The sequence below is a fragment of the Nesterenkonia marinintestina genome (assembly GCF_025420485.1).
Lineage (GTDB): Bacteria > Actinomycetota > Actinomycetes > Actinomycetales > Micrococcaceae > Nesterenkonia > Nesterenkonia marinintestina.
Genome location: NZ_JAOEFD010000001.1, coordinates 300,542 through 322,319, shown reverse-complemented (window position 1 = coordinate 322,319; position 21,778 = coordinate 300,542). Strand labels below are relative to the sequence as shown.

The window sequence follows — 21,778 nt, the reverse complement described above, 5'->3', positions numbered from 1 at the left end:
TGGTCGGCGAAGGACGGATCGCGGCTGACCTGCGCGCGACCGTGGAGGAGGCGGGCGGGATCCCTCAGGTTCAAGTTCAACCTGAACGTTGCTGAGGGGTGCGTGCGCCGAAAGAATGACCGATGTGACGGAGGCTCTCGTCAGCACTTCGACCAGCCGCTGTGACGTCAGGGGCCCTTCGGGGTCCGTCGGCGCGGTGTGACCGCGAACCATACCGGGCCGGCGACGGACGACGTCGACGGGACCGCAGCACCCGGATCCGCTTCGGCGAAGACGGGTCGCGGCGTGACAGTGAGGAGTCGCGTGGCTGTGTCGGACGACGGGGGCCTCCGTTCCACATGACGTGAGAGACGAGCAAGGGACACAACAATCGTGGCAACACCGAACAACTACCTGGCCGTGATCAAGGTCGTCGGTATCGGCGGAGGCGGTGTCAACGCCGTGAACCGCATGATCGAGGTCGGTCTGCGCGGCGTGGAGTTCATCGCCATCAACACCGACGCCCAGGCCCTGCTGATGTCCGATGCGGACGTCAAGCTCGACGTCGGCCGGGAGCTGACCCGTGGGCTCGGAGCGGGGGCGAACCCGGAGGTGGGCCGCCAGGCCGCCGAGGACCACGCCGAGGAGATCGAAGAGGTCCTCAAGGGGGCCGACATGGTCTTCGTCACCGCCGGCGAGGGCGGCGGCACCGGGACCGGCGGTGCGCCGGTCGTGGCCCGCATCGCCCGCTCGCTGGGCGCGCTGACCATCGGGGTGGTGACCCGTCCGTTCACCTTCGAGGGCCGCCGTCGCGCGTCCTCCGCCGAGCAGGGCATCGACGACCTCCGTGACGAGGTCGACACCCTGATCGTCATCCCGAACGACCGTCTGCTGTCCATCTCGGACAAGAACGTCTCGGTCCTCGACGCGTTCCGATCGGCCGACCAGGTCCTTCTCTCCGGTGTGCAGGGCATCACCGACCTCATCACCACGCCCGGCCTGATCAACCTGGACTTCGCCGATGTGAAGTCCGTGATGCAGGGCGCCGGATCGGCGCTCATGGGCATCGGCTCCGCCAACGGGGAGGACCGTGCCGTCAAGGCGGCCGAGCTCGCCATCGCCTCGCCCCTGCTGGAGGCCTCCATCGACGGCGCACACGGGGTTCTGCTCTCCATCCAGGGCGGCTCCGACCTCGGACTCTTCGAGATCAACGAGGCGGCTCGCCTGGTCCAGGAGGTCGCCCACCCGGAGGCCAACATCATCTTCGGCGCCGTCATCGACGACGCCCTGGGAGACGAGGCCCGGGTCACGGTGATCGCCGCCGGCTTCGACCAGGTCGACGCCACCTCGCAGCCGGCTCCCCAACCGCAGTACTCCCAGCAGTCCGCCCCCCAGCGGGTGCCCGGGACCGTACCGACGGACCGTCACGGGGGCGCCCCGCAGCAGGCGTCCGGCGCCGCGGCCGGGCAGCAGCACCAGTCGGGCCAGGAGTACTCCCAGCCGCAGCACTCCCAGCAGGCCGCTCCGCAGGGGCAGCAGCCGTCGGCAGGCCGCGCGGCCGACGAGCAGCAGACGGCTCCGCAGCAGCGGGTCCCGCACCAGCAGGAGCAGCAGGACATCCCGGACATCGTGGAGTCGGACTACACCGGTTCCCGCGGCGACGACCTGGACGTGCCCGACTTCCTCAAGTGACGGCCGCTCCGGACCGCGGCCACCTCAGGCGCGGTCCGGAGGACGACCGACTCTCACCGACGCTGGAGGCGACGTGGAGGCTCCGTTCTGGCGGCATCTCGATGCCGGCGACGGAGTCCGCGTCGCCTTCACGCGTGTGGAGGCCGGGAACCTCTCCCTCAGCGCGGGGGTGACCGACGCCGACGACCCCGCACACGCCCGACGGGCCGCCCTGGCCTCCCGGCGACGGCTGGAGGCGACGATGGGGGTGCCCCAGGGAGGCCTGAGGTTCCTCCACCAGACCCATTCGGCCGACGTCGTCGACGCCGCGGCCGCATCCGGGCCGCAGCCGCCGATCGGCGACGCCTGGCTCAGCACCGACGCCTCGGCCGCCCTGGCGATCATGGTCGCCGACTGTCTGCCGGTGATGTTCGTGGGGCGGGTCGGCGAGCGTCCGATGACCGCCGGCGCCCACGCGGGACGGGTCGGTCTGCTCGGCGGGGTGCTGGAGAACACGGTGGCCGCGATGCGGACCGCCGGGGCGCAGGAGATCTCCGCCTGGATCGGTCCCGGCGCATGCGGCCGCTGCTACGAGGTCCCGGAGTCGCTGCGCGCCGAATCCTCCGAGGGGCGCCCGGCCCTCGCCTCGGAGACGAGGTGGGGCACCCCTGCTCTGGATCTGCGGGCCGAAGCCGCGGCGGTGCTCGCCTCCCGGGAGGTCACCGTCACCGACGTCGCCGGCTGCACCATCGAGGACGAGGACCTGTTCTCCCACCGCCGCGCCCCCGGCCGGGGACGCTTCGCCGGACTCGTCTGGCGGAACGGTCACGACTGAGGACCACCGCCCGATCCGCTACAGTCGAGGCCGTGACACCGACGAGCCCGAGCACCCCGCCTCCGGACGACCTTCCGGCTGACGCCGATGACCGCACACGGCAGATCGCCGAGCACCTGGTCGCGCTGCGCGCCAGGATCGACCGCGCGGCCGCGGCGGCCGATCGGCGGGACCGCCCCGAGCTGGTGGTGGTGACCAAGACGTTCCCCGCCGAGGACGTGGTGCGTCTGGCCCGGCTCGGCGTCGGCGAGGTCGGAGAGAACAAGGACCAGGAGGCCTCCGCCAAGGCCGCCGAGACCGACGAACTGCTCGGGGCGCTCTCCGAGGCCCCGCCGAGGCCCCGGTGGCACTTCGTGGGCCAGCTCCAGTCGAACAAGGCCCGTTCGGTGCTGAACTACGCCGACGTCGTCCATTCGGTGGACCGGTCCTCCCTGCTGAAGGCGCTGGTCCGAGCCGGCGCCGAGCGTGCCGACCGCCCCGTCGACTGCCTGATCCAGGTGGACCTGCGCCGACAGGTCCCGGAGGATGCGCGCGGCGGCGCGGCCCCCGACCGGATCGGGGCCATGGCCGAGAGGATCGCGGAGGCCGAGGGCCTGCGCATGGCCGGTCTCATGGCGGTCGCGCCGCTGGACGAGGACCCCGCACCGGCCTTCGCCCGACTGGCCGAGCTCTCCGAAGAGCTGAGGCGGGGGCACCCGGAGGCCGCCTGGATCTCCGCAGGGATGAGCGGGGACCTCGAGGCCGCGGTCGCCGCCGGTGCGACACACCTGCGCATCGGACGAGATGTCCTCGGCCACCGTCCCGAGCCGCGATAGTCTCGTGACTGCGCAGCGAACGGCGAGCTGAGCCCCCACTGAGACTTCCAGGAGACGCATCCATGGCCGGAGCATTCAAGAAGACCATGATCTACCTCGGTCTGGCCGACGGCGACGACTACGAGCAGGAGCGCTTCTCCTCCTCCGACGAGCGCCGCAGCGCCCCGGCGCGTCCCTCGGCCGAGACGCCCCGGAGCGCCTCCGCCGAGCCTGCGCGCTCCGCGTCCCCGCAGAGCACCGGCGCAGTCGCCCGCAGCTCCGGCGCCGCACGGACGAGCGCCTCGCGAGGGCGCACCGGAGAGGTCGTGGCCCTCGACGGCGGGCAGGCCGGCGCCTCGGAGTCCGGCGGCTTCAACAGCTCCAACCTGGCTGTGGACCCGGACTACCGTGCTCCGGTCACGCCCATCAAGCGCGCCCCCTCCTCCCGCGACGAGAGCTCCTCCATGCGAAAGATCACCACCGTCCACCCGCGCTCCTACAACGACGCCAAGATCATCGGTGAGGCGTTCCGCGACTCCATCCCCGTGATCATGAACGTCACCGACATGGGTGAGTCCGAGGCCAAGCGGCTCGTGGACTTCTCCGCCGGACTGGTCTTCGGCCTGGGCGGATCCATCGAGCGGGTCACCAACAAGGTGTTCCTGCTCAGCCCGAAGAACGTCGAGGTGCTGGCCGAGGAGCGCAGCCCCGCCGAGCACGGAGCCGCGGCCCAGGTCTTCAACCAGAGCTGAGCCCCGGGAGTCGCCCGCCCCGGCCGATCCACCTGACGAGGAGAGACATCACCCCGTGGACCTGATCACTGCGCCGGTCTACCTCCTGCTGACGCTGTACCAGCTCGCCCTGGTCATCCGCATCGTATTCGACATGACCCAGCAGTACGCCCGCCACTGGCGTCCCCAGGGGCCGGCGCTGGCCCTGGCGATGGGCGTGTACACCGTCACGGACCCGCCGATCCGGTGGCTGAACCGCCGCGTACCTCCGCTGAACCTGGGTGGGGTCTCCCTCGACCTGGGCTTCCTCATCGTGTTCATGGCAGTGGTGATCCTCAAGGCTGTGGCGACCGGACTGGCCTGATCAGGGTCCTGCACCGGGCACGGCTCGAGCAGGTCACCGGCAGGGGGTAGGGTGGTCTCGACTCGACTCCATCGGCGCCGCCCGAGTCGCGATGCGACCGCTTCCGCAGCGGTGGGCGCCCAGCATCCCTGCGAGGTGACACCCATGGCTCTGACCCCTGAGGACGTGAAGTTCAAGGAGTTCCCGGAGACGAAGTTCCGTCCGGGCTACGACAAGGACGAGGTCGACGACTTCCTCGACGAGATCTTCGACGAGTGGACCCGCCTTATCGCGGAGAACAAGGAGCTCAAGGACCAGGTCGGCCGCCTCGAACAGCAGATCGAGGACGATCCCCGCAACGTGGAGCCGGCGGAGCTCGACGACGCCGGCCTCTCCGGCTACGCCGGCAGCTCCGCCGAGGTCACCGGATTCGACGAGGAGCATGAGTCCGACGTCGTCGCCGCGGACGTCTCCGACGAGGATTCCGCCCACGACCTCGGACCCGAGACCGACGCCCTCCCCGAGGCGGACGACGCCGTCGGCCCGGACGAGCCGGTCGAGGCTGAGGTCGCGGTCGACCCCGACGCGGCCCTCCGGACCGAGGACGCGGCGGACGTGGCCGCACAGGACGAGCCCGAGTACGCTCCGGGCACCCGTCCGGCACAGGTGAGGCCCGCCGAGCCGGAGTCCGAGACGGAGTCCGATGCGGGGCCCGAGGCTCAGACCTCCGCCCACGAGGCCGCCGGCGCCAGCGCCGCAGGCGTGCTCGCCATGGCCCAGCGTCTCCACGACCAGTACGTCGCCGAGGGCGAGCAGACCCGGGACGCGTACATCGCCGAGGGCGAGGAGAAGCGCGCCGCGGCCATCGCCGAGGGCGAGGAGACCCGCGATGCGGCCGTCGCCGAGGGCGAGCGGCGCCGCGAGGAGATCGTCACCGCCGCCGAGGAGCACTCGGCCTCGGTCCGGGAGGAGGCCGAGGAGACGGCGTTCCGCACGCTGTCCGACCTGGAGCGGGACAAGGCGGAGCTCGAAGGACGGGTCAGCGAGCTCACCGCCTTCGAGCGCGACTACCGCGCACGCCTGAAGGACTACATCGAGGGCCAGCTGCAGGAGCTGACCAGCCGTGGGCCGATCGACCGTGAGGCGGCCGAGGGTCAGCAGTGATCAGTCTGTGAGCAGCCACACGGAGCATCCGGTCCGGCGCAGCCCGTCGCGCCGCACCGCCGTCACCGCGGCCGCGCTCATCGCCCTGTTCGCCTGGGTGCTCGACCAGGCGACCAAGACCTGGGTCGTGTCCACGATGGCCCTGGGCGAACGCATCGACGTGCTGCCACCGGTCCTCTACTGGCAGTACCACCTGAATCCGGGTGCGGCGTTCTCCATGGGCACCGACCACACCTGGCTGTTCACGGTGATCATGGTCGTGGTCCTGGCCTACGTCGTGTGGAGGGCTCGGCACCTGGGCGGCTCCTGGCGCTGGGCGGCCGCCCTCGGCGGCCTCGTGGGAGGAGTGTGCGGCAACCTGACCGACCGGCTCTTCAGGCCGCCGGGATTCGGTCTGGGCGAGGTCGTGGACTTCATCGCCGTACCTCGCTTCGCGATCTTCAACGTGGCCGATTCGTTCATCGTCTGCTCCATGATCGTGATCTGCCTGCTGATGCTCATCGGGCTGCATCTGGACGGCACCCGCGTCACCAGCTCCGAGTCGTCCCACGACGACCCGGAGGGGCACGAGCAGGAGGACCGGGAGCAGGAGGAGCTTCGATGAGCTCCGAGTTGTGCCGGATCGTCGTCGCGGAGGCCGCCGACGGTCGCCGCGCCGACGCAGTTCTGGCCCAGGCGCTGGGGGTCTCCCGGACCGAAGCGGCGACCCGCCTCGAAGAGGGGCTGGTCCGTCGGGAGGCCGCGGCCGGCGGCGGCCCGTCCCCGGGACGGACGGTGAAGAAGTCGGAGAAGCTCGGCGCCGGTGAGGTCCTCCTCGCGGAGCGGCCGACCCGCACAGACCCCCTGGAGGTGAAGGTCGAGATCGTGGAGGGACTGCACATCCTGCACCAGGACCGCGACGTCGTCGTGGTCGACAAGCCGGTGGGCGTGGCCGCCCACCCTTCGCCGGGCTGGACCGGGCCGACGGTGGTCGGGGGTCTGCTGGGCGCCGGGGTCGAGATCGCCACCTCGGGCGCCCAGGAGCGCCGAGGGATCGTCCACCGCCTCGACGTCGGGACCTCCGGGGTCATGGTGGTGGCCAAGACGGAGCGTGCCTACTCCCTGCTCAAGGACGCCTTCCGCGATCGGACGCCGACCAAGACCTATCGGGCCCTGGTCCAGGGGCTGCCGGATCCCGTCGACGGGACCGTGGACGCGCCCATCGGACGTCACCCGGGCCACGACTGGCGCTTCGCCGTCGTCGAATCGGGGAGGGATGCCCGGACCCACTATCGCCTGCTGGAGGCCTACGGCCGGGCCTCGCTGATGGACGTCCGACTCGAGACGGGCCGCACCCACCAGATCCGAGTCCACTTCTCGGCCATGGGCCACCCCTGCGCCGGCGACCTGACCTACGGCGCGGACCCCCACCTCGCCTCTGAGCTCGGACTCACCAGGCAGTGGCTCCACGCCGCCGAGCTGAGCATCGACCATCCGGGCACCGGGGACCGGGTGACCTTCGCCTCAGACCTCCCGCCGGACCTCTCCGGCGCCCTCTCGATCCTGGAGGACGGATGACCATGGCCAGCACCTCCGGAGACTTCGTCCACCTGCACAACCACACCGAGTACTCCATGCTCGACGGCGCCGCGAAGATCGACGAGCTCTTCGCGGAGACGCAGCGGCTGGGGATGCCGGCGGTCGCGACCACGGACCACGGGTTCCTCTTCGGGGCCTACGAGTTCTGGAAGACCGCCCAGAACTACGACGTCAAGCCGATCATCGGGCTCGAGGCCTATCTGACCCCGGGGACCCACCGCTCCGAACGGCGACGCGTGAAATGGGGGGAGGGCCAGACCGGGGAGAAGGACGTCGCCGGAGCCGGTGCCTACACCCATATGACCATGTGGGCGGAGAACACCGCCGGGATGCACAACCTCTTCCGCCTCGGGTCCCTGGCCTCGACAGAAGGGTTCTTCTACAAGCCCCGGATGGACCGCGAGCTGCTGCAGCACTACGGCCGGGGCCTCATCGCCACCACCGGGTGCCCCTCCGGCGAGATCCAGACCCGACTGCACCTGGGGCAGTACGAGGAGGCCAAGCGGGCCGCCGGCGAGTTCGAGGACATCTTCGGCCGCGGCAACTTCTACTGCGAGCTCATGGACCACGGGCTCGAGATCGAACGGAAGGTCAGGGGCGATCTGCTGCGACTCGCCAAGGACCTCAACCTGCCGCTGGTGGCCACCAACGATCTGCACTACACCCACCGGGACGACCACAGGTCCCACGGGGCCCTGCTCTGCCTGCAGTCGAACTCCACGCTGGACGACCCCAACCGGTTCAAGTTCGACGCCGACACCTTCTACCTGCGCTCCCCGGCGGAGATGCGTGAGCTGTTCCGCGACTTCCCGGAGGCCTGCGACAACACGCTGGCCATCGCCGAGCGCTGCCAGGTGGAGTTCGACGAGTCCGCCTCGTACATGCCGCGCTTCCCGGTGCCCGAGGGTGAGACCGAGGAGTCCTGGTTCGTCCGGGAGGTCGAGCGGGGATTGGAGTACCGGTTCCCCGCCGGGGTGCCCTCGGACGTCAGGGACCAGGCCCAGTACGAGATCGGGATCATCACCCAGATGGGGTTCCCCGGGTACTTCCTCGTCGTCGCCGACTTCATCAACTGGGCCAAGGAGAACGGGATCCGGGTCGGACCGGGCCGAGGTTCGGGAGCCGGGTCCATGGTCGCGTACGCCATGCGCATCACCGATCTCAACCCCCTGGAGCACGGACTCTACTTCGAGCGGTTCCTCAACCCGGACCGCGTCTCGATGCCCGACTTCGACGTCGACTTCGACGATCGGCGCCGCTCCGAGGTCATCGACTACGTGGTCGAGAAGTACGGGGACGAGCGGGTCGCGATGATCGTCACCTACGGCACGATCAAGTCCAAGAGTGCGCTGAAGGACGCCTCCCGCGTGCTCGGCGAGCCCTTCTCCACCGGTGAGCGGCTGACCAAGGCCATGCCGCCCGACGCCATGGGCAAGCCCATGCCGCTGCCCGACATCCACGACTCACAGTCCTCGCGCTACGCCGAGGCCGGGGAGATGCGCGAGCTGCTGGAGTCGGACCCCCGGCTGCGGGAGGTCTTCGACCTCGCCACCGGTCTGGAGGGACTGAAGCGTCAGTGGGGCGTCCACGCCGCGGGCGTCATCATGTCCTCGGACCCGCTGATCGACATCATTCCGATCATGAAGCGGGAGCAGGACGGGGCGATCATCACCCAGTTCGACTACCCGATCTGCGAGAACCTCGGCCTGATCAAGATGGACTTCCTCGGTCTGAGGAACCTGACCATCATCTCCGACGCGCTGGAGAACGTGAGGGCCAACCGCGACATCGAGCTCGACCTGGAGACCCTGCATCTGGAGGACCGTCCCTCCTACGACCTGCTCGCCCGGGGAGACACCCTCGGGGTCTTCCAGCTCGACGGCGGTCCCATGCGTTCGCTGCTGCGGCTGATGCGTCCGGACAACTTCGAGGACATCTCCGCGACCATCGCCCTGTACCGTCCCGGACCGATGGGTGCGAACTCACACACCAACTACGCGCTGCGCAAGAACGGCCAGCAGGAGATCACCCCGATCCACCCGGAGCTGGCCGAACCGCTCTCCGAGATCCTCGGCACGACCTTCGGGCTCATCGTGTATCAGGAGCAGGTGATGGCCATCGCCCAGAAGGTGGCCGGCTATTCGCTCGGACAGGCGGACATCCTGCGTCGCGCGATGGGCAAGAAGAAGAAGTCCGAGCTGGACAAGCAGTACGTGGGGTTCCACCGCGGCATGCTCGACCACGGATACTCGGAGGGCGCGGTCACCGCTCTCTGGGACATCCTCCTGCCGTTCTCCGACTACGCCTTCAACAAGGCCCACTCGGCGGCGTACGGCCTCGTCGCCTACTGGACCGCCTATCTGAAGGCCAACTATCCGGCGGAGTACATGGCCGCTCTGCTGACCTCGGTCGGCGGTGACCGGGACAAGCTGGCCCTCTACCTCAACGAATGCCGACGCATGGGGATCGAGGTCTCGGCGCCCAGCGTCAACGAGTCGGCGCTGACGTTCACGCCGGTCGGCGACGATCGGATCCGCTTCGGCATGGGTGCCGTGCGCAACGTCGGATCCAACGTCGTGGCGGGCATGGTGGAGGCCCGCGAGGAGAAGGGTGCGTACGAGACGTTCTCAGACTTCCTCAAGAAGGTGCCGCTGCACGTGTGCAACAAGCGCACCGTGGAGTCGATGATCAAGGCCGGCGCCTTCGACGAGCTCGGCCACACCCGCCGTGCCCTGGTGTCGGTGCACGAGACGGCGATCGACCAGGCCATCAGCGCCAAGAAGCAGTCGATGCAGTACGAGACCGACATCTTCGGCGCCCTGGGCTCCGGGGAGGAGGACCTCGGCGACATCGACGGGGTCGCGGTCCCCGACCTTCCTGAGTGGGAGAAGAAGGACAGACTGACCTTCGAACGGGAGATGCTCGGACTCTACGTCTCCGACCACCCGCTCCAGGGCCTGGAGCGGGTCCTGGCCCAGCACGCGGACCGGTCGGTCTCCTCGCTGCTCGGAGAGGACGGTCCCGCCGACGGTGCCGTGGTCACCATCTGCGGGATGATCTCCTCACTGGAGCGGCGCATCGCGAAGTCCTCGGGCAACCCCTACGCCAAGGCCGAGATCGAGGACATGGGCGGCACGATCGAGGTCATGTTCTTCGGCAAGACCTACCAGCCGATCTCCACGATCCTCGCGGAGGACCTGGTGGTCGCGGTCAGGGGCCGGCTGCAGCGCCGCGACGACGGTGCGGTGTCCGTCTCGGCCCAGGAGATGACCGTCCCCGAACTCGACGCCGAGGGCGTCGGCGGCCCCGTCGTCCTCTCCGTGCCGTCGCAGCGGGCCGCCGAGCCCCTGGTCCGACAGCTGGGGGAGACGCTGCGCCGCCATCGCGGCACCAGCGATGTGTTCCTCAAGCTGCTCCACGGTGACCGGATCGAGGTGATGCGCCTGGGCACGGACTTCCAGGTCACGCCCTCGCCGTCGCTCTACGGCGACCTCAAGGTGCTGCTCGGTCCCGGGTGTCTGGAGTCCTGACCGCACGGCATCGCCGCAAGATGTGGTGCCGTCGGCATTTGGGCGGCCCATATGTAGTGGGTAGACTGCTCCACAGTGCGAGGCACAGCGCACCCGGAGTGAGGACGAGAGGAGCGGTGCCGCGATGTTCTGCCCCTACTGTCGGCATGACGCGTCCCGCGTCGTCGATTCGCGCACGCTCGAGGACGGCTCGGGGATCCGCCGCCGCCGCCAGTGTCCGCAGTGCGCCAAGCGCTTCACCACGATGGAGACCACGGCGCTGAACGTGATCAAGCGCTCCGGAGCGGCTGAGCCCTTCGACCGGTCCAAGGTCATCAACGGCGTGCGCAAGGCCTGCCAGGGCCGTCCGGTCTCCAGCGACGACCTCGCCGTCCTGGCCCAGGAGGTGGAGGAGGCCGTGCGCGCCTCGGGCAATGCTGAGATCGACGCCAACGACGTCGGACTGGCGATCCTGGGGCCGCTCCGGCGACTGGACGTCGTCGCCTACCTCCGCTTCGCCTCCGTCTACCGCGGGTTCGACGGGCTCTCGGACTTCGAGGAGGCCATCTCGGAGCTGCGCCGCGAGGAGCTCACCCCCGCCAGCGCGGACCCGGCCCGCGTGGTGCAGCCGCGCTTCGGCTTCCGCTAGCCCGCGCGGGGCCGCGCGGCGGGTCCGCGGCATCACATCTCCGGCGGTGCTCTCTTCAGGGGAAGGTCGAGGGCACCGCCGGTCCCTCTCCGGACGCCCGATCAGCCGCCATGCTGTGCCCGGGCGGCCTGCGACCGCAGTGCGGCCACCGCCTGAGCCGGATCCTCGGCGGAGTACACCGCCGACCCGGCGACGAACGTGTCGGCCCCGGCCTCAGCCGCCCGTCCGATGGTCTCGGCGCTGACGCCGCCGTCGACCTGCAGAGCCAGATGCCCGCCGACGTCGTCGATCGCTCGGCGGGCCCGACGGATCTTCGGCAGGATGACGTCCAGGAAGGACTGACCGCCGAAACCGGGCTCCACCGTCATCAGCAGGAGCATGTCCAGCTCCCCGAGCATGTCCAGGTAGGGCTCGACGGGGGTCGCAGGCTTCAGCGCCATCGCCGCCCGGGAACCGTGGGAGCGCAGGGTCCGGGCCAAGCGGATCGGGGCCTGCGCGGCCTCCACGTGGAAGGTGACCGACTCGCATCCGACCTCGGCGTACTGCGGAGCCCAGACGTCGGCGTCGGCGATCATCAGGTGGACGTCCATAGGCAGATCGGTCGCTGCTCGGAGCGACTGCACCACCGGCAGCCCGATGGTCAGATTCGGGACGAAGTGGTTGTCCATGACGTCGACGTGGACCGCATCCGCACCGTCGATGCGGGACAGTTCGGAGGCGAGGTTTGCGAAGTCGGCGCTGAGGATGCTCGGGTGGATGCAGGGGGCGGCCGCAGAGGGTGATGTCGAGGGTGGCGTCGAGGGTGGTGTCGGGGACGGGGTCATCGTCACTCCTGTCGTGTCGGACGGTGGAACAGGGCGAAGAACATGGCGTCGGTGCCGTGCACGTGGGGCCACAGCTGCACGGTCGGTCCGGCGGAGGGGTCGGTGCTCATCAGCTGTGCGCCGTCGGGCTCGGCGACCGCGGCCATGGCCTCATGGGCGTCGAGCAGACGCAGCTCGGGATGTCTGCGTCGCATGTCCTCGACCTGGACCACCGTCTCGGCCGGGTGCGGCGAGCAGGTGACGTAGGCCAGCAGGCCGCCGGGGGCGAGGACGTCGACGGCGGCGTCGAGCAGCTCCTCCTGCAGGGCGACGAGCTCGCCGAGGTCCTTCGGGGATCGCCGCCACCGGGATTCGGGACGTCGGCGCAGGGCACCCAGCCCCGTGCAGGGGGCGTCCACCAGGATGCGGTCGAAGAGGTCCTCTCCGGCGACCGCCTCGGCCACGGTCCGGCCGTCGCCGACCCTGATCCGGTAGGCCGACTCCTCGACGGGGCTCAGGGCTGTGCGCACCAGCTCGGCCCGGTGCTCGGCCGGTTCGTTGGCCGTGAGATGCGCCTCGTGCTGCGCCGCCAGCGCGGCGAGCAGCGCGGCCTTCCCACCGGGGCCGGCGCACAGGTCCAGCCACCGCTCCCCGGCCACGTCCGGGTCGACCGACTCCGGGGTGAGGGCTCCGGCCAGTGCGCGGGCGATCCACTGGGACCCGATGTCCTGGACGCGCAGCTCGCCCGCACGGATGCCGGGGAGTCGTCCGACGTCCCCGCCGCGGAAGCGGGCGGCGCCCTCGAGCAGCCCGGAGCGCACGGCACCCGCCTGCTCCGCATCGTGCAGGTGCGCCTCCCCGTGCCCCGGGAGGGCGACCAGGTGCACTTCGGGAGAGGCGTTGTCGGCGTCGAGCAGGGCCGTCAGCTCCTCTTCAGCTCCTGAGCCGCCTGATCCGCCTGCGGCGTCTGTCGAGTCGGCGGGGCCGAGGCGCCCGCTCTGCCGCAGCGCCTGGCGCATGGCTCGGACCACCCAGCGGGGATGGGCGTGGCGCAGGGCCAGGGCGTGGTCGGCCGAGGCGGCGTCGACGGGGGACTCGGCGAGCAGCCGGTCGACCCAGCCGTCCCAGTCGTGTTCGCCGATGCGCCGCAGCACGGCGTTGACGAAGCCCGACGGTCCGGCCCCGATCTCGGCGCGGACCAGGGCCACCGTCTCGCTGACGGCCGCATGGTCCTCGACCCGCATGGCCAGCAGCTGATGGGCGCCCAGCCGCAGGGCGTCCAGGACGGGGAAGTCCAGATCCTTCAGCCGACGGTCGATGCAGAACGCGATGACGGCGTCGTAGGTGCCCTGACCCCGGATCGCCCCGTAGGTCAGCTCCGTCGCGAAGGCGGCGTCGCGCCGATCCAGCCGAGCCCGGCGGATCTCAGCGGGTAGGACGAGATTGGCGTACGCGTCGTCGCGGGAGACCGCGCGCAGCACGCGGAATGCGGTCAGCCGGGCGGGGTCGGCCTGCCGGGCGCGCTGGGAGGGCGCGCTGCGGCTGTGCCGCTTCGGACCGGAGGCGCCTCTGTGGCGCTGACGACCCTTCGCGCTGCGGCGGTCTCGGCCGGCCGAGGACCCTGTCCGCTCACTCATCGGTGCTCCCGTGCCCGGTCCCGAGGACGACCGTGGTCTGCTGGCCGCGGAGCCAGGCCTCGGCCTCCATCATCCTCCTGCCCTCCGGCTGCACGGCACTCAGCACCACAGCGTCGCCGGAACCTGTCATCATCACGGTGCTCGGAGTTTGGCCATCACCGTCTGCACCGACACGCATGACTGCTCCCGGTGCGGCGGAGGGGATCGATCCGTCGAAGCGGCGCAGCGGGCCGAGCTTGATCCGACGTCCGTCGTGCAGCGTCCACGCCCCCGGCTCCGGAATCGTGGCGTTGGCGCGGCGGACCACCTCCGAGGCGTCCCCGGCGGGATCGACGTATGCGTCGGCGCGCCCCAGCTTTCCGGCGTAGCTGGGTGTCCCCTGCTGGGGCTGCGGAGAGGACGAGCCGTCCAACAGGTCAGGCAGGAGCACCCGGAGCAGGTCGGTGCCCGAGTCTGTCAGCTCCTCGAGCAGCTGGCCGGCCGAGGTCGACGGATCGAGCCGGTGCTCGCAGACCCCATGGATCGGCCCGGTGTCCATCCCGGCGTCCAGCTGGAAGACGGTCGCGGCGGTGACGCTGTCGCCGGCCAGGATCGTGTGTTGGACGGGGGCGGCTCCGCGGTGGGCCGGCAGCGCGGAGAAGTGCAGGTTCACCCAGCCCTTCGGCAATGCCTCCAGAGCCTGCTGATCCAGCAGGGCGCCGTAGGCGACGACGACGCCGAGCTCGGCGCCGGTCCGTGCGAGCTGTCCGGTGACCTGCCGGTCGACCCGCTCGGCGCGCAGCACGGGGAGGCCGAGCTCCTCAGCGGCCTGGGCCACGTGAGAGGGGGTGAGCCGACGACGGCGGCCGACCGGCGCATCGGGGCGGGTGAGCACGGCGGCGAACTCGGCCCCGGCGGCGTGCAGCCGGCGCAGCGCCGTCGCCGCGACAGCCGGTGTTCCGGCGAATACGAGGGGACGTCCGGACAGCCGGGGGTCCCGACCGTCGACTCCGGTCGGCGCGGCCGACACGGCGGCGGCGAGTGTCTCGGCGGTGAAGTGCTGCACGAGGCTCCTGGGTCGGTGTCGGGATCAGCGTCGGCGGACGTGGTGGTCAGGTGGCGAAGAAGGAGCTGCCGGAGCCGCCCTTCGCGGCGGTGCGCGCCGAGCGCATCTGCTCCTGGGCGGACTCGTAGTCCCGCGCCCGCAGAGTGCGCATCGCCTCCCGGCGATGCTCCCCGCGGAGTCGGTCGACGAACAGCCGGCCGTCGAGGTGGTCGACCTCGTGCTGGAAGCAGGCCGCCAGCAGCCCGTCGGCGGTGATGTCCACCGGGTCACCTGCGGCGCTGGTGCCGGTCAGCCGCACCCGAAGGGCCCGGTCGACCGGGCCGTGGATGGAGGCGACCGAGAGGCATCCCTCCTGCAGGAGGTTCTCGCCCTGGGCGGGGCCGTCCTCGGGATCGCGGGGGACCGGGCCGGAGGGGGCGAGGAGCTCCAGGTGGGGGTCCACCACGTCCCCGCGGCGCCCGGCGGCGTCGAAGGTGAACACCCGGACCTCGGCCCCGACCTGGTTCGCGGCCAGGCCGATGCCACCGGCGGCGTCCATGGTCTCGTACATGTCGGCCACCAGTCGCCGCAGGCCCTCATCGGTCACGCTCGGCGTTCCGGACGCCGGACGGCAGGGGGTGCGCAGGACGGGGTCTCCCACGGTCCGGATGTTGAGCACGGTCATGGCTCCGATCCTAACCAGCGGCGGGGGCCGCATCCGACCCCGCCGTCTCGGTCGCAGACGGTCTGGGGACCGGAGGAGGCGGAATCGGACGAAGTGCCCGGCCCGCCTCGGCCGCACCGCGGGTGTGCTCCCAGACCTGCCGCAGCGCCCAGAACTTGTGCCAGTGACGGGGCAGCACCTCGGGGACGGCCTGGACCGGCACCGTCTCGGCCTCGGATATCGCCACCGCCAGCAGGACGGCGTCCCGCCCGTGCTCCCACGGCTCCCAGACGCCCGCCTCGGCGTCGTGCAGCGACTCTTCGGCCTTCAGCCCCGCCACCAGCTGCATGACGACCGAGTCGCTCAGCGCCTTGGCGCGCCCCGAGCGGTCCAGGCCCTTGGTCTTGAAGTCGATCAGGCAGCGGCGTCCGCCGATCTCGGCGACGAGGTCCAGGGTCCCCGCGTATCCGAGGGTGTGGTTCCACACCGTGACCTCGGCGGCCAGAGGTCGCACGTCGTAGAGCTCCCACCACTCGTCGAAGCGGTCCGCGTACCGATCCTCACCACGCTCGGCCAGCAGCGCCCGCGACGACTCGGCCTCGTGCGGCTCGCCGAGGGCACGCCGGGCGACCTGCTCGGCATAGTGGTGGACCCTGTCGCCCCGCGCCGCCGCCGCGTCCCGGAAGCGCGCGGCCGCATCGGAGGCGTCACGGGCCAGCGACCGCAGCCGGGAGGCCGAGCCCACCGCACCCGAGAGCCGCCGGTCGGCGGCGAGCTCCGAGGCCGCCAGGTGCCCCGCCCACCCGGTCAGGTCCTTGGCCTCCTGGCCGATGATCGTGGTGATCGAGGGGACCTCGGGGGCGGAGGCCGTCGAGCGGGAGTACATGCGCCCGTAGGCGGTGGCGTGGGCGAGGGAGGGCTGTGTCATGGCGGGATTCAGTGTGTCATGCCGCCCCTGTGGGCGCTCGTCCGCCTCCGGCGCGCGGGCTCCGTGTCGATTGGACGTGTCTGCAGAGCCTGGGCTAGAGTGACTGTTCGTCGGAGCGAGAGACGGGCCCGCCTTCGGGCCGCCGAGGATCGCAGACGACGGATGCGGATGTAGCTCAGCTGGCTAGAGCATCACCTTGCCATGGTGAGGGTCGCGAGTTCGAATCTCGTCATCCGCTCGCATCGGGACCGCCTCACCTCGGCGGTCCCCGTTGTGTGGGGGACCTGCTCGAGCGGCGGGAATCCTCCGATCACGGATACGGTGGGGTGGCCGAGTGGCGAGGCAGCGGCCTGCAAAGCCGTATACGCGGGTTCGATTCCCGTCCCCACCTCGCAGGACCGGAGCGGGCCCGCCCGTGACGGACAGCAGAATAGGCGCGATTGGCGCAGCGGTAGCGCGCTTCCCTGACACGGAAGAGGTCACTGGTTCGATCCCAGTATCGCGCACTCGGAAGAGGTCCGTGACGGGCCGTTCCGATGCGGATGTAGCTCAGCTGGCTAGAGCATCACCTTGCCATGGTGAGGGTCGCGAGTTCGAATCTCGTCATCCGCTCAGTACGACGGGACTGCGGGGCCGGCACCTACGGGTGCCGGCCCCGCAGTCGTCTCCGCCCACATCGGGCAGGTGTGGCACACTTGTCTGCGACACGCATCGTGCTCCGGGGTCGGTGAAAGTCCGAACCGGCGGTAACAGTCCGCGACCCGCAGTCACCTCCGAGTGGGGACAGACGGCGGCCGAACCGGTGGAACTCCGGTACCGACAGTCACAGTCTGGATGGGAGGCAGCACGAGTCTGCGGCGTCGGGTCCCGCCTCACCGCGCGGTCCACGCCGCGACGCACCGCGTCCGAGGCTCTGCCGAGCCCTCGTCGTCCGCCCCCGGAGTCCGATGACACGGACGAGGGCCCGACGGCGGCCGAGAGGACCAGGTGCCGGCATGGATGTGCTCCAGTGGCTGCTCGAGGCTGAGATCCCGGTCGCCGGGGGAGCGCTGCTGCTCCGTGAGGTGATCGGCAACGCGTTCGGACTCGCCTGCGCGCTGGGAGGGATGCTCCGACGCGTCTGGGCCTGGCCCGTGGGGATCATCGGAAACCTCATCCTGCTGACCGTCTTCCTCGGATCCTTCCTCGGCGTCGACGAGAACCCCGCTCTCCTCGGTCAGGCCGGACGTCAGATCATGTTCCTCGCGGTATCCGTCTACGGCTGGGTGCGCTGGCACCGGAGCCGTGCCGAGGCGGACGGGCACGACGCCGGCGCCATCACCCCGCAGTGGGCCGGGGCGCGGGCACGGATCGGCCTGGCGGCCGGTCTCATACTCGGCACCCTCGCACTCACCCCGCTGTTCCGCGCCCTCGGCAGCTGGGAGCCGGTCTGGGCCGACGCCTGGACGTTCGTGGGATCCCTCCTGGCGACCTACGGGATGGCGCGCGGGTGGGTGGAGTTCTGGCTCATCTGGGTCGCCGTCGACATCGTCGGGGTGCCCCTGCTGTGGTCGGCCGGATACTACGCCTCGGCGTTCATGTACCTCTTCTACGGGGTCTTCACCCTCGTCGGATTCTTCGTCTGGTGGTCGGCGCACGTGCGGGCCAAGCCGCAGGTGGAGACCCTGCATCTGGACCCGCGCATCCACCCCGCCGACGAGGGAGGGGAGCGAGGATGACGGCGGACCGTCACAGCCGTTCCGGTCTCATCCGGGCGGACGAGACCCACATGGAGGCGGCGCTGGAGGCCGCCGCGGCTGGGCACCGCGGGTCGAATCCGCTGGTGGGCGCCGTGCTGGCGCTCGGTGACCGCGTGCTGGCGGTCGGGCACCACCGAGGGGCCGGCAGCCTGCATGCTGAGCGGCAGGCCCTGGAGACCTTCGCCGCGTCGCAGGCTGCGGGCGAGCACGCAGGGACCGACCTCGCCGAGGCGGACCTCGCCGACGCGGTGCTCTACTCCACCCTGGAGCCCTGCCGGCACCACGGACGGCAGCCCCCGTGCACCGAGGCGATCCTTGAGGCGGGGGTCGGGCGCGTCGTCTACGGCGACACCGATCCGACCCGGCGGGCCGGGGGAGGAGGCCGGCTCCTCGCCGAGGCCGGCGTCGGAGTCGACTCCGGTGTCCTCGAGGACCGATGCCGAGATCTGAACCATCGGTGGCGCCGGGCCCAGCACGAGGACCGTCCCTTCGTGACCGTGCACCTGGCGCAGACCCTCGACGGACGGATCGCCGCCGCCGACGGGACCAGCATGTGGATCACCTCACCGGCCTCGCGTCGCCACACCCACATGATCCGGGAACGCATCGACGCGATACTCGTGGGCACCGAGACCGTCCGCGTCGACGACCCCCGGCTGACCGCCCGCGGGCCGGACGGCCGGCCCAGCGACAGGCAGCCCCTGCGGTGCGTGATGGGGCTGCGCGGGGTTCCGGCCGCCGCGCGCCTGCGTCAGGATCGGCCCGAGGGGGAGGGGTGGCGCCATCTGGCCACCCGCGATCCCTCCGAGGCTCTTCGGATGCTCGCCGAGACCGATCACCGGGGCCGACCGGTCCGCCATCTCCTCGTCGAGGGCGGCGCCCGGGTGATGGGGTCCTTCTTCGCGGCCGACCTCGTCGACGAGGTCTTCGTCTACCAGGCTCCCCTGCTGCTGGGGGCCGGACCCTCCAGCGTCGGGGACCTCGGCGTCGGCACCCTGGACGATGCGCCGCGGTTCCGCCTGGACCCGGCGGAATCCGGCCCGGTGCGGCTGCTCGACCAGGACGTCTGCACCCACCTGGCGCCGACGCCCGAGTCACCGTCGACACCCTGCGACCAGACCGACAGGAGCGACTGACCCCATGTTCACAGGAATCGTCACCGGCCTCGGGACCGTGCTCGAGCGCAGCGAGGACCCCGCACGCGGCGTCGTCCGTCTGCGGTTCGCCGCCCCCGGCCACACCGACGGCCTCACCCCGGGCGGATCCGTCGCCGTGAACGGGGTGTGCGTCTCGGCCACGGAGATCGACGGCGACGAGATCGCGGTGGACCTCATCGACGAGACCCTCCGGCGCACCACGATGGGCGGTCTGGCCCCGGGGCACCGCGTCAACCTGGAGCGGTGCCTCCCCGCCGGGGCGCGGCTGGACGGTCACATCGTCCAGGGCCACGTCGATCGTCGCGCCCGGCTCGTCGACCGTGACACCGCCGAGGGACGTCATCGGTTCGCCCTCTCCGGAGAGGACGGGACCCCGCTTCCTCCCGTGGTCGAGAAGGGCTCGGTGGCCGTCGACGGGGTGTCCCTGACCGTGACGGCCGTGGGCGTGGACGGCACCCCGTGGTTCGAGGTCGGGCTCATCCCCACCACGCTGCGGGAGACCACCCTGGGCGGGCTCGGACTCGGCGACGAGGTGAACGTGGAGTATGACATCCTCGCCAAGTACGCCCGTCGGATGGTCGAGGCCGAGGAGAGGGTCGGAGCCGCAGCCGCCCCCGTCACCGAGACCGCAGGTGACACCGGCCCGTCGGATCCGATGCTGGACCCGGCACCCGAGCCGACGCTGGATCCGATCGCCGACGCCGTCGCCCAGCTGACCGCGGGGCGCCCCGTGGTGGTGGTCGACGACGCCGACCGCGAGAACGAGGGAGACCTCGTCTTCCCCGCCTCCTCGGCCACCGAGGAGCTCATGGGGTTCACCGTGCGTCACACCTCCGGCGTGGTCTGCGTGCCGATGACGCCGTCGCGGGCCGCACATCTCGACCTGCCACCGATGGTGGTCCGGAACCAGGATCCGAAGGGCACCGCCTACACGGTGACCTGCGACGCCGCCGCCGGAGTGAGCACCGGCATCAGCGCGGCGGACCGGGCGACCACAGCCCGCCTGATCGCCTCCGACGCCGCCGCGGCCGAGGACCTCACCCGCCCCGGCCACATGCTCCCGCTCATCGCCGACCCGCACGGCGTGCTGGGCCGCCCGGGCCACACCGAGGCCGCGATCGACCTGTGCCGACTGGCCGGAGCCCCCGAGGTCGGGGTGATCGCAGAACTGGTCCACGACGACGGCGCCATGATGCGCCTGCCGGCCCTGCGCAGGTTCGCCGACACCCACGGACTCGCGCTCATCTCCATCGCGGACCTCATCGCCCACCGCGGAGGTGCGGAGCCGAGCGGCGTGTCCGACGGCGCATCCGAGGCCCCTCCGGTCACCGGGGGACCGGAGGTGACCCTGCCCACCGACTACGGGACGTTCGTGGCCCAGGCCTGGACCGAGCACACCACCGGGCACGAGCACCTGCTGCTGACCGCTCCCGGTGTGCAGGCCGAGGCCCGACGCGACGGACCCCTGGTCCGACTGCACTCGGAGTGCCTGACCGGCGACGTCCTGGGCTCGCACCGCTGCGACTGCGGCACACAGCTCGACTCGGCGCTGCAGACCCTGCACCGCGACGGCGGCCACCTGCTCTACCTGCGCGGACATGAAGGCCGGGGGATCGGGCTGGTGAACAAGCTGCGTGCCTACAGGCTCCAGGAGGACGGCGCCGACACCGTCGAGGCCAACGAGATGCTCGGGCTCGCCGCTGAGCTGCGCGACTACGCCGGGGCCGCGGCCGTGCTGCGTCGCCGGGGCATCACCAGGCTCCGACTTCTGACGAACAACCCGGAGAAGGTCGAGGCGCTGCGCCGGGCCGGACTCGACGTCACCCAGGTGCCCTCCGACGGCGTCGTCCACGAGGAGAACCGACGCTATCTGCGCACCAAGCGGGACCGGATGCGTCATATGTTGGACCACCGGGGGGACCTCGACGAGGACTCCTCCGTCCGAACAGTCCCCGTCGACGACGTCCCGCCCGAGGACCTGCCCACGGACCACCTGCCCACCGACGATCTGTGCACCGACCACCTGCCCACCGAGGACGAACAGGGAGAGACACGATGAGCGCCACCGGAACCCCGACGATCGACGACGAAGAGCTCCGGGCGCTGCGCGAGGCCGCCCGAGGCCTGCGGGTGGCAGTGGTCGCCGGACGCTGGCACGCCCGCGTCCGCGAGGGGCTGCTCGCCGGAGCCCGCCGCCTGCTCGACCAGGTCGGCGTCGCAGAGCTCACCCTGATCGACGCCCCCGGCAGCTTCGAGCTGCCCGTGCTGGCGCGGCACGCAGCCGAGGAGCACGACGTCGTCGTCGCACTCGGCGTCGTCGTCCGCGGGGGCACGCCCCACTTCGACTATGTCTGCCGAGCGGCTGCGGAGGGACTCACCCAGGTGGCCGTCACCACAGGGGTGCCCGTCGGATTCGGGGTGCTGACCTGCGACGACGAGCAGCAGGCCCTCGACCGTGCCGGCCTGGAGGGGTCCCGGGAGGACAAGGGCTTCGAGGCCGCCCATGCGGCGGTGGCCGCGGCCGCGGAGATCGCCCGCCTGCGGTGACCCCTCCGGACGCCGTCGTCGAATCG

The 21,778-nt window shown here is 71.1% G+C and carries 19 protein-coding genes, 4 tRNA genes and 1 riboswitch; of the genes, 18 read left to right on the top strand and 5 right to left on the bottom strand.

Annotated features, from left to right (window positions below; genetic code table 11):
- The first annotated feature begins 372 nt into the window (after nucleotides 1-372).
- From ftsZ to nrdR, 10 genes are all read left to right on the top strand, one after another.
- Entirely contained in the window at nucleotides 373-1,671 is a 1,299-nt protein-coding gene (gene ftsZ / locus N7E59_RS01390; RefSeq protein ID WP_261623109.1) for a cell division protein FtsZ, read from the top strand.
- 73 nt (nucleotides 1,672-1,744) lie between these two features.
- Complete coding sequence (locus N7E59_RS01385; protein ID WP_261623108.1) at nucleotides 1,745-2,485, top strand: polyphenol oxidase family protein; 741 nt, start codon at nucleotides 1,745-1,747, stop codon at nucleotides 2,483-2,485.
- Between the two features lie 32 nt (nucleotides 2,486-2,517).
- Entirely contained in the window at nucleotides 2,518-3,300 is a 783-nt protein-coding gene (locus N7E59_RS01380) for a YggS family pyridoxal phosphate-dependent enzyme (protein WP_261623107.1), read from the top strand.
- Nucleotides 3,301-3,362: 62 nt separating this feature from the next.
- Nucleotides 3,363-4,031, top strand: coding sequence for a cell division protein SepF (locus N7E59_RS01375; RefSeq protein ID WP_261623106.1), 669 nt, complete (start codon nucleotides 3,363-3,365; stop codon nucleotides 4,029-4,031).
- A gap of 55 nt (nucleotides 4,032-4,086) precedes the next feature.
- Nucleotides 4,087-4,374, top strand: a complete 288-nt coding sequence (locus tag N7E59_RS01370; RefSeq protein ID WP_261623105.1) for a YggT family protein — start codon at nucleotides 4,087-4,089, stop codon at nucleotides 4,372-4,374.
- Between the two features lie 144 nt (nucleotides 4,375-4,518).
- On the top strand, nucleotides 4,519-5,517 hold the full coding sequence (locus tag N7E59_RS01365; protein ID WP_261623104.1) for a DivIVA domain-containing protein: 999 nt from the start codon (nucleotides 4,519-4,521) through the stop codon (nucleotides 5,515-5,517).
- Nucleotides 5,518-5,524: 7 nt separating this feature from the next.
- Nucleotides 5,525-6,121 carry a signal peptidase II gene (lspA, locus tag N7E59_RS01360; RefSeq protein ID WP_261623103.1) on the top strand — a complete coding sequence of 199 codons (597 nt, stop codon included), beginning with the start codon at nucleotides 5,525-5,527 and terminating at the stop codon, nucleotides 6,119-6,121.
- The gene (locus N7E59_RS01355; RefSeq protein ID WP_261623102.1) at nucleotides 6,118-7,074 is read left to right on the top strand and encodes an RluA family pseudouridine synthase; all 957 of its coding nucleotides are present in this window, start codon (nucleotides 6,118-6,120) and stop codon (nucleotides 7,072-7,074) included. Before lspA ends, N7E59_RS01355 begins: the two co-directional genes overlap by 4 nt.
- Nucleotides 7,071-10,625, top strand: coding sequence for a DNA polymerase III subunit alpha (dnaE, locus tag N7E59_RS01350; protein ID WP_261623101.1), 3,555 nt, complete (start codon nucleotides 7,071-7,073; stop codon nucleotides 10,623-10,625). Before N7E59_RS01355 ends, dnaE begins: the two co-directional genes overlap by 4 nt.
- Nucleotides 10,626-10,749: 124 nt before the next feature.
- The gene (nrdR, locus tag N7E59_RS01345) at nucleotides 10,750-11,253 is read left to right on the top strand and encodes a transcriptional regulator NrdR (RefSeq protein WP_261623100.1); all 504 of its coding nucleotides are present in this window, start codon (nucleotides 10,750-10,752) and stop codon (nucleotides 11,251-11,253) included.
- A gap of 101 nt (nucleotides 11,254-11,354) precedes the next feature.
- Here nrdR and rpe read toward each other — a convergent pair whose 3' ends face one another.
- Genes rpe through N7E59_RS01320 form a run of 5 tightly spaced genes read right to left on the bottom strand, consistent with a single transcriptional unit; the run spans nucleotide 11,355 to nucleotide 16,309 of the window.
- Entirely contained in the window at nucleotides 11,355-12,077 is a 723-nt protein-coding gene (rpe, locus tag N7E59_RS01340) for a ribulose-phosphate 3-epimerase (protein WP_261623099.1), read from the bottom strand.
- 2 nt (nucleotides 12,078-12,079) lie between these two features.
- Nucleotides 12,080-13,693: an RsmB/NOP family class I SAM-dependent RNA methyltransferase gene (locus N7E59_RS01335; protein WP_261623098.1), complete on the bottom strand. Its 1,614-nt coding sequence runs from the start codon at nucleotides 13,691-13,693 to the stop codon at nucleotides 12,080-12,082.
- The gene (locus tag N7E59_RS01330) at nucleotides 13,686-14,738 is read right to left on the bottom strand and encodes a methionyl-tRNA formyltransferase (protein ID WP_261623097.1); all 1,053 of its coding nucleotides are present in this window, start codon (nucleotides 14,736-14,738) and stop codon (nucleotides 13,686-13,688) included. Before N7E59_RS01330 ends, N7E59_RS01335 begins: the two co-directional genes overlap by 8 nt.
- 46 nt (nucleotides 14,739-14,784) lie before the next feature.
- Nucleotides 14,785-15,402: a peptide deformylase gene (gene def, locus N7E59_RS01325; protein ID WP_261623096.1), complete on the bottom strand. Its 618-nt coding sequence runs from the start codon at nucleotides 15,400-15,402 to the stop codon at nucleotides 14,785-14,787.
- A gap of 10 nt (nucleotides 15,403-15,412) precedes the next feature.
- Nucleotides 15,413-16,309, bottom strand: a complete 897-nt coding sequence (locus N7E59_RS01320) for a cytochrome (RefSeq protein ID WP_261623095.1) — start codon at nucleotides 16,307-16,309, stop codon at nucleotides 15,413-15,415.
- Nucleotides 16,310-16,473: 164 nt separating this feature from the next.
- Here N7E59_RS01320 and N7E59_RS01315 point away from each other — a divergent pair.
- The 8 genes from N7E59_RS01315 (at nucleotide 16,474) to ribH (ending at nucleotide 21,752) form a co-directional block, all read left to right on the top strand.
- Nucleotides 16,474-16,547: transfer RNA gene (locus N7E59_RS01315), tRNA-Gly, on the top strand.
- An 82-nt stretch (nucleotides 16,548-16,629) separates the two neighbouring features.
- Nucleotides 16,630-16,700 (top strand) — tRNA-Cys (locus N7E59_RS01310).
- A 43-nt stretch (nucleotides 16,701-16,743) separates the two neighbouring features.
- Nucleotides 16,744-16,815: transfer RNA gene (locus tag N7E59_RS01305), tRNA-Val, on the top strand.
- A 32-nt stretch (nucleotides 16,816-16,847) separates the two neighbouring features.
- Nucleotides 16,848-16,921, top strand: a tRNA-Gly gene (locus N7E59_RS01300).
- Between the two features lie 97 nt (nucleotides 16,922-17,018).
- Nucleotides 17,019-17,161: riboswitch (FMN riboswitch) on the top strand.
- Between the two features lie 143 nt (nucleotides 17,162-17,304).
- Nucleotides 17,305-18,027: a nicotinamide riboside transporter PnuC gene (gene pnuC / locus N7E59_RS01295; protein WP_261623094.1), complete on the top strand. Its 723-nt coding sequence runs from the start codon at nucleotides 17,305-17,307 to the stop codon at nucleotides 18,025-18,027.
- Nucleotides 18,024-19,184, top strand: a complete 1,161-nt coding sequence (gene ribD, locus N7E59_RS01290) for a bifunctional diaminohydroxyphosphoribosylaminopyrimidine deaminase/5-amino-6-(5-phosphoribosylamino)uracil reductase RibD (RefSeq protein WP_261623093.1) — start codon at nucleotides 18,024-18,026, stop codon at nucleotides 19,182-19,184. The genes pnuC and ribD overlap by 4 nt, the downstream gene beginning before the upstream one ends.
- A 4-nt stretch (nucleotides 19,185-19,188) precedes the next feature.
- Complete coding sequence (gene ribB, locus N7E59_RS01280; RefSeq protein ID WP_315942969.1) at nucleotides 19,189-21,264, top strand: 3,4-dihydroxy-2-butanone-4-phosphate synthase; 2,076 nt, start codon at nucleotides 19,189-19,191, stop codon at nucleotides 21,262-21,264.
- Nucleotides 21,261-21,752: a 6,7-dimethyl-8-ribityllumazine synthase gene (gene ribH / locus N7E59_RS01275; protein WP_261623092.1), complete on the top strand. Its 492-nt coding sequence runs from the start codon at nucleotides 21,261-21,263 to the stop codon at nucleotides 21,750-21,752. Before ribB ends, ribH begins: the two co-directional genes overlap by 4 nt.
- The last annotated feature ends 26 nt before the right edge of the window (nucleotides 21,753-21,778 follow it).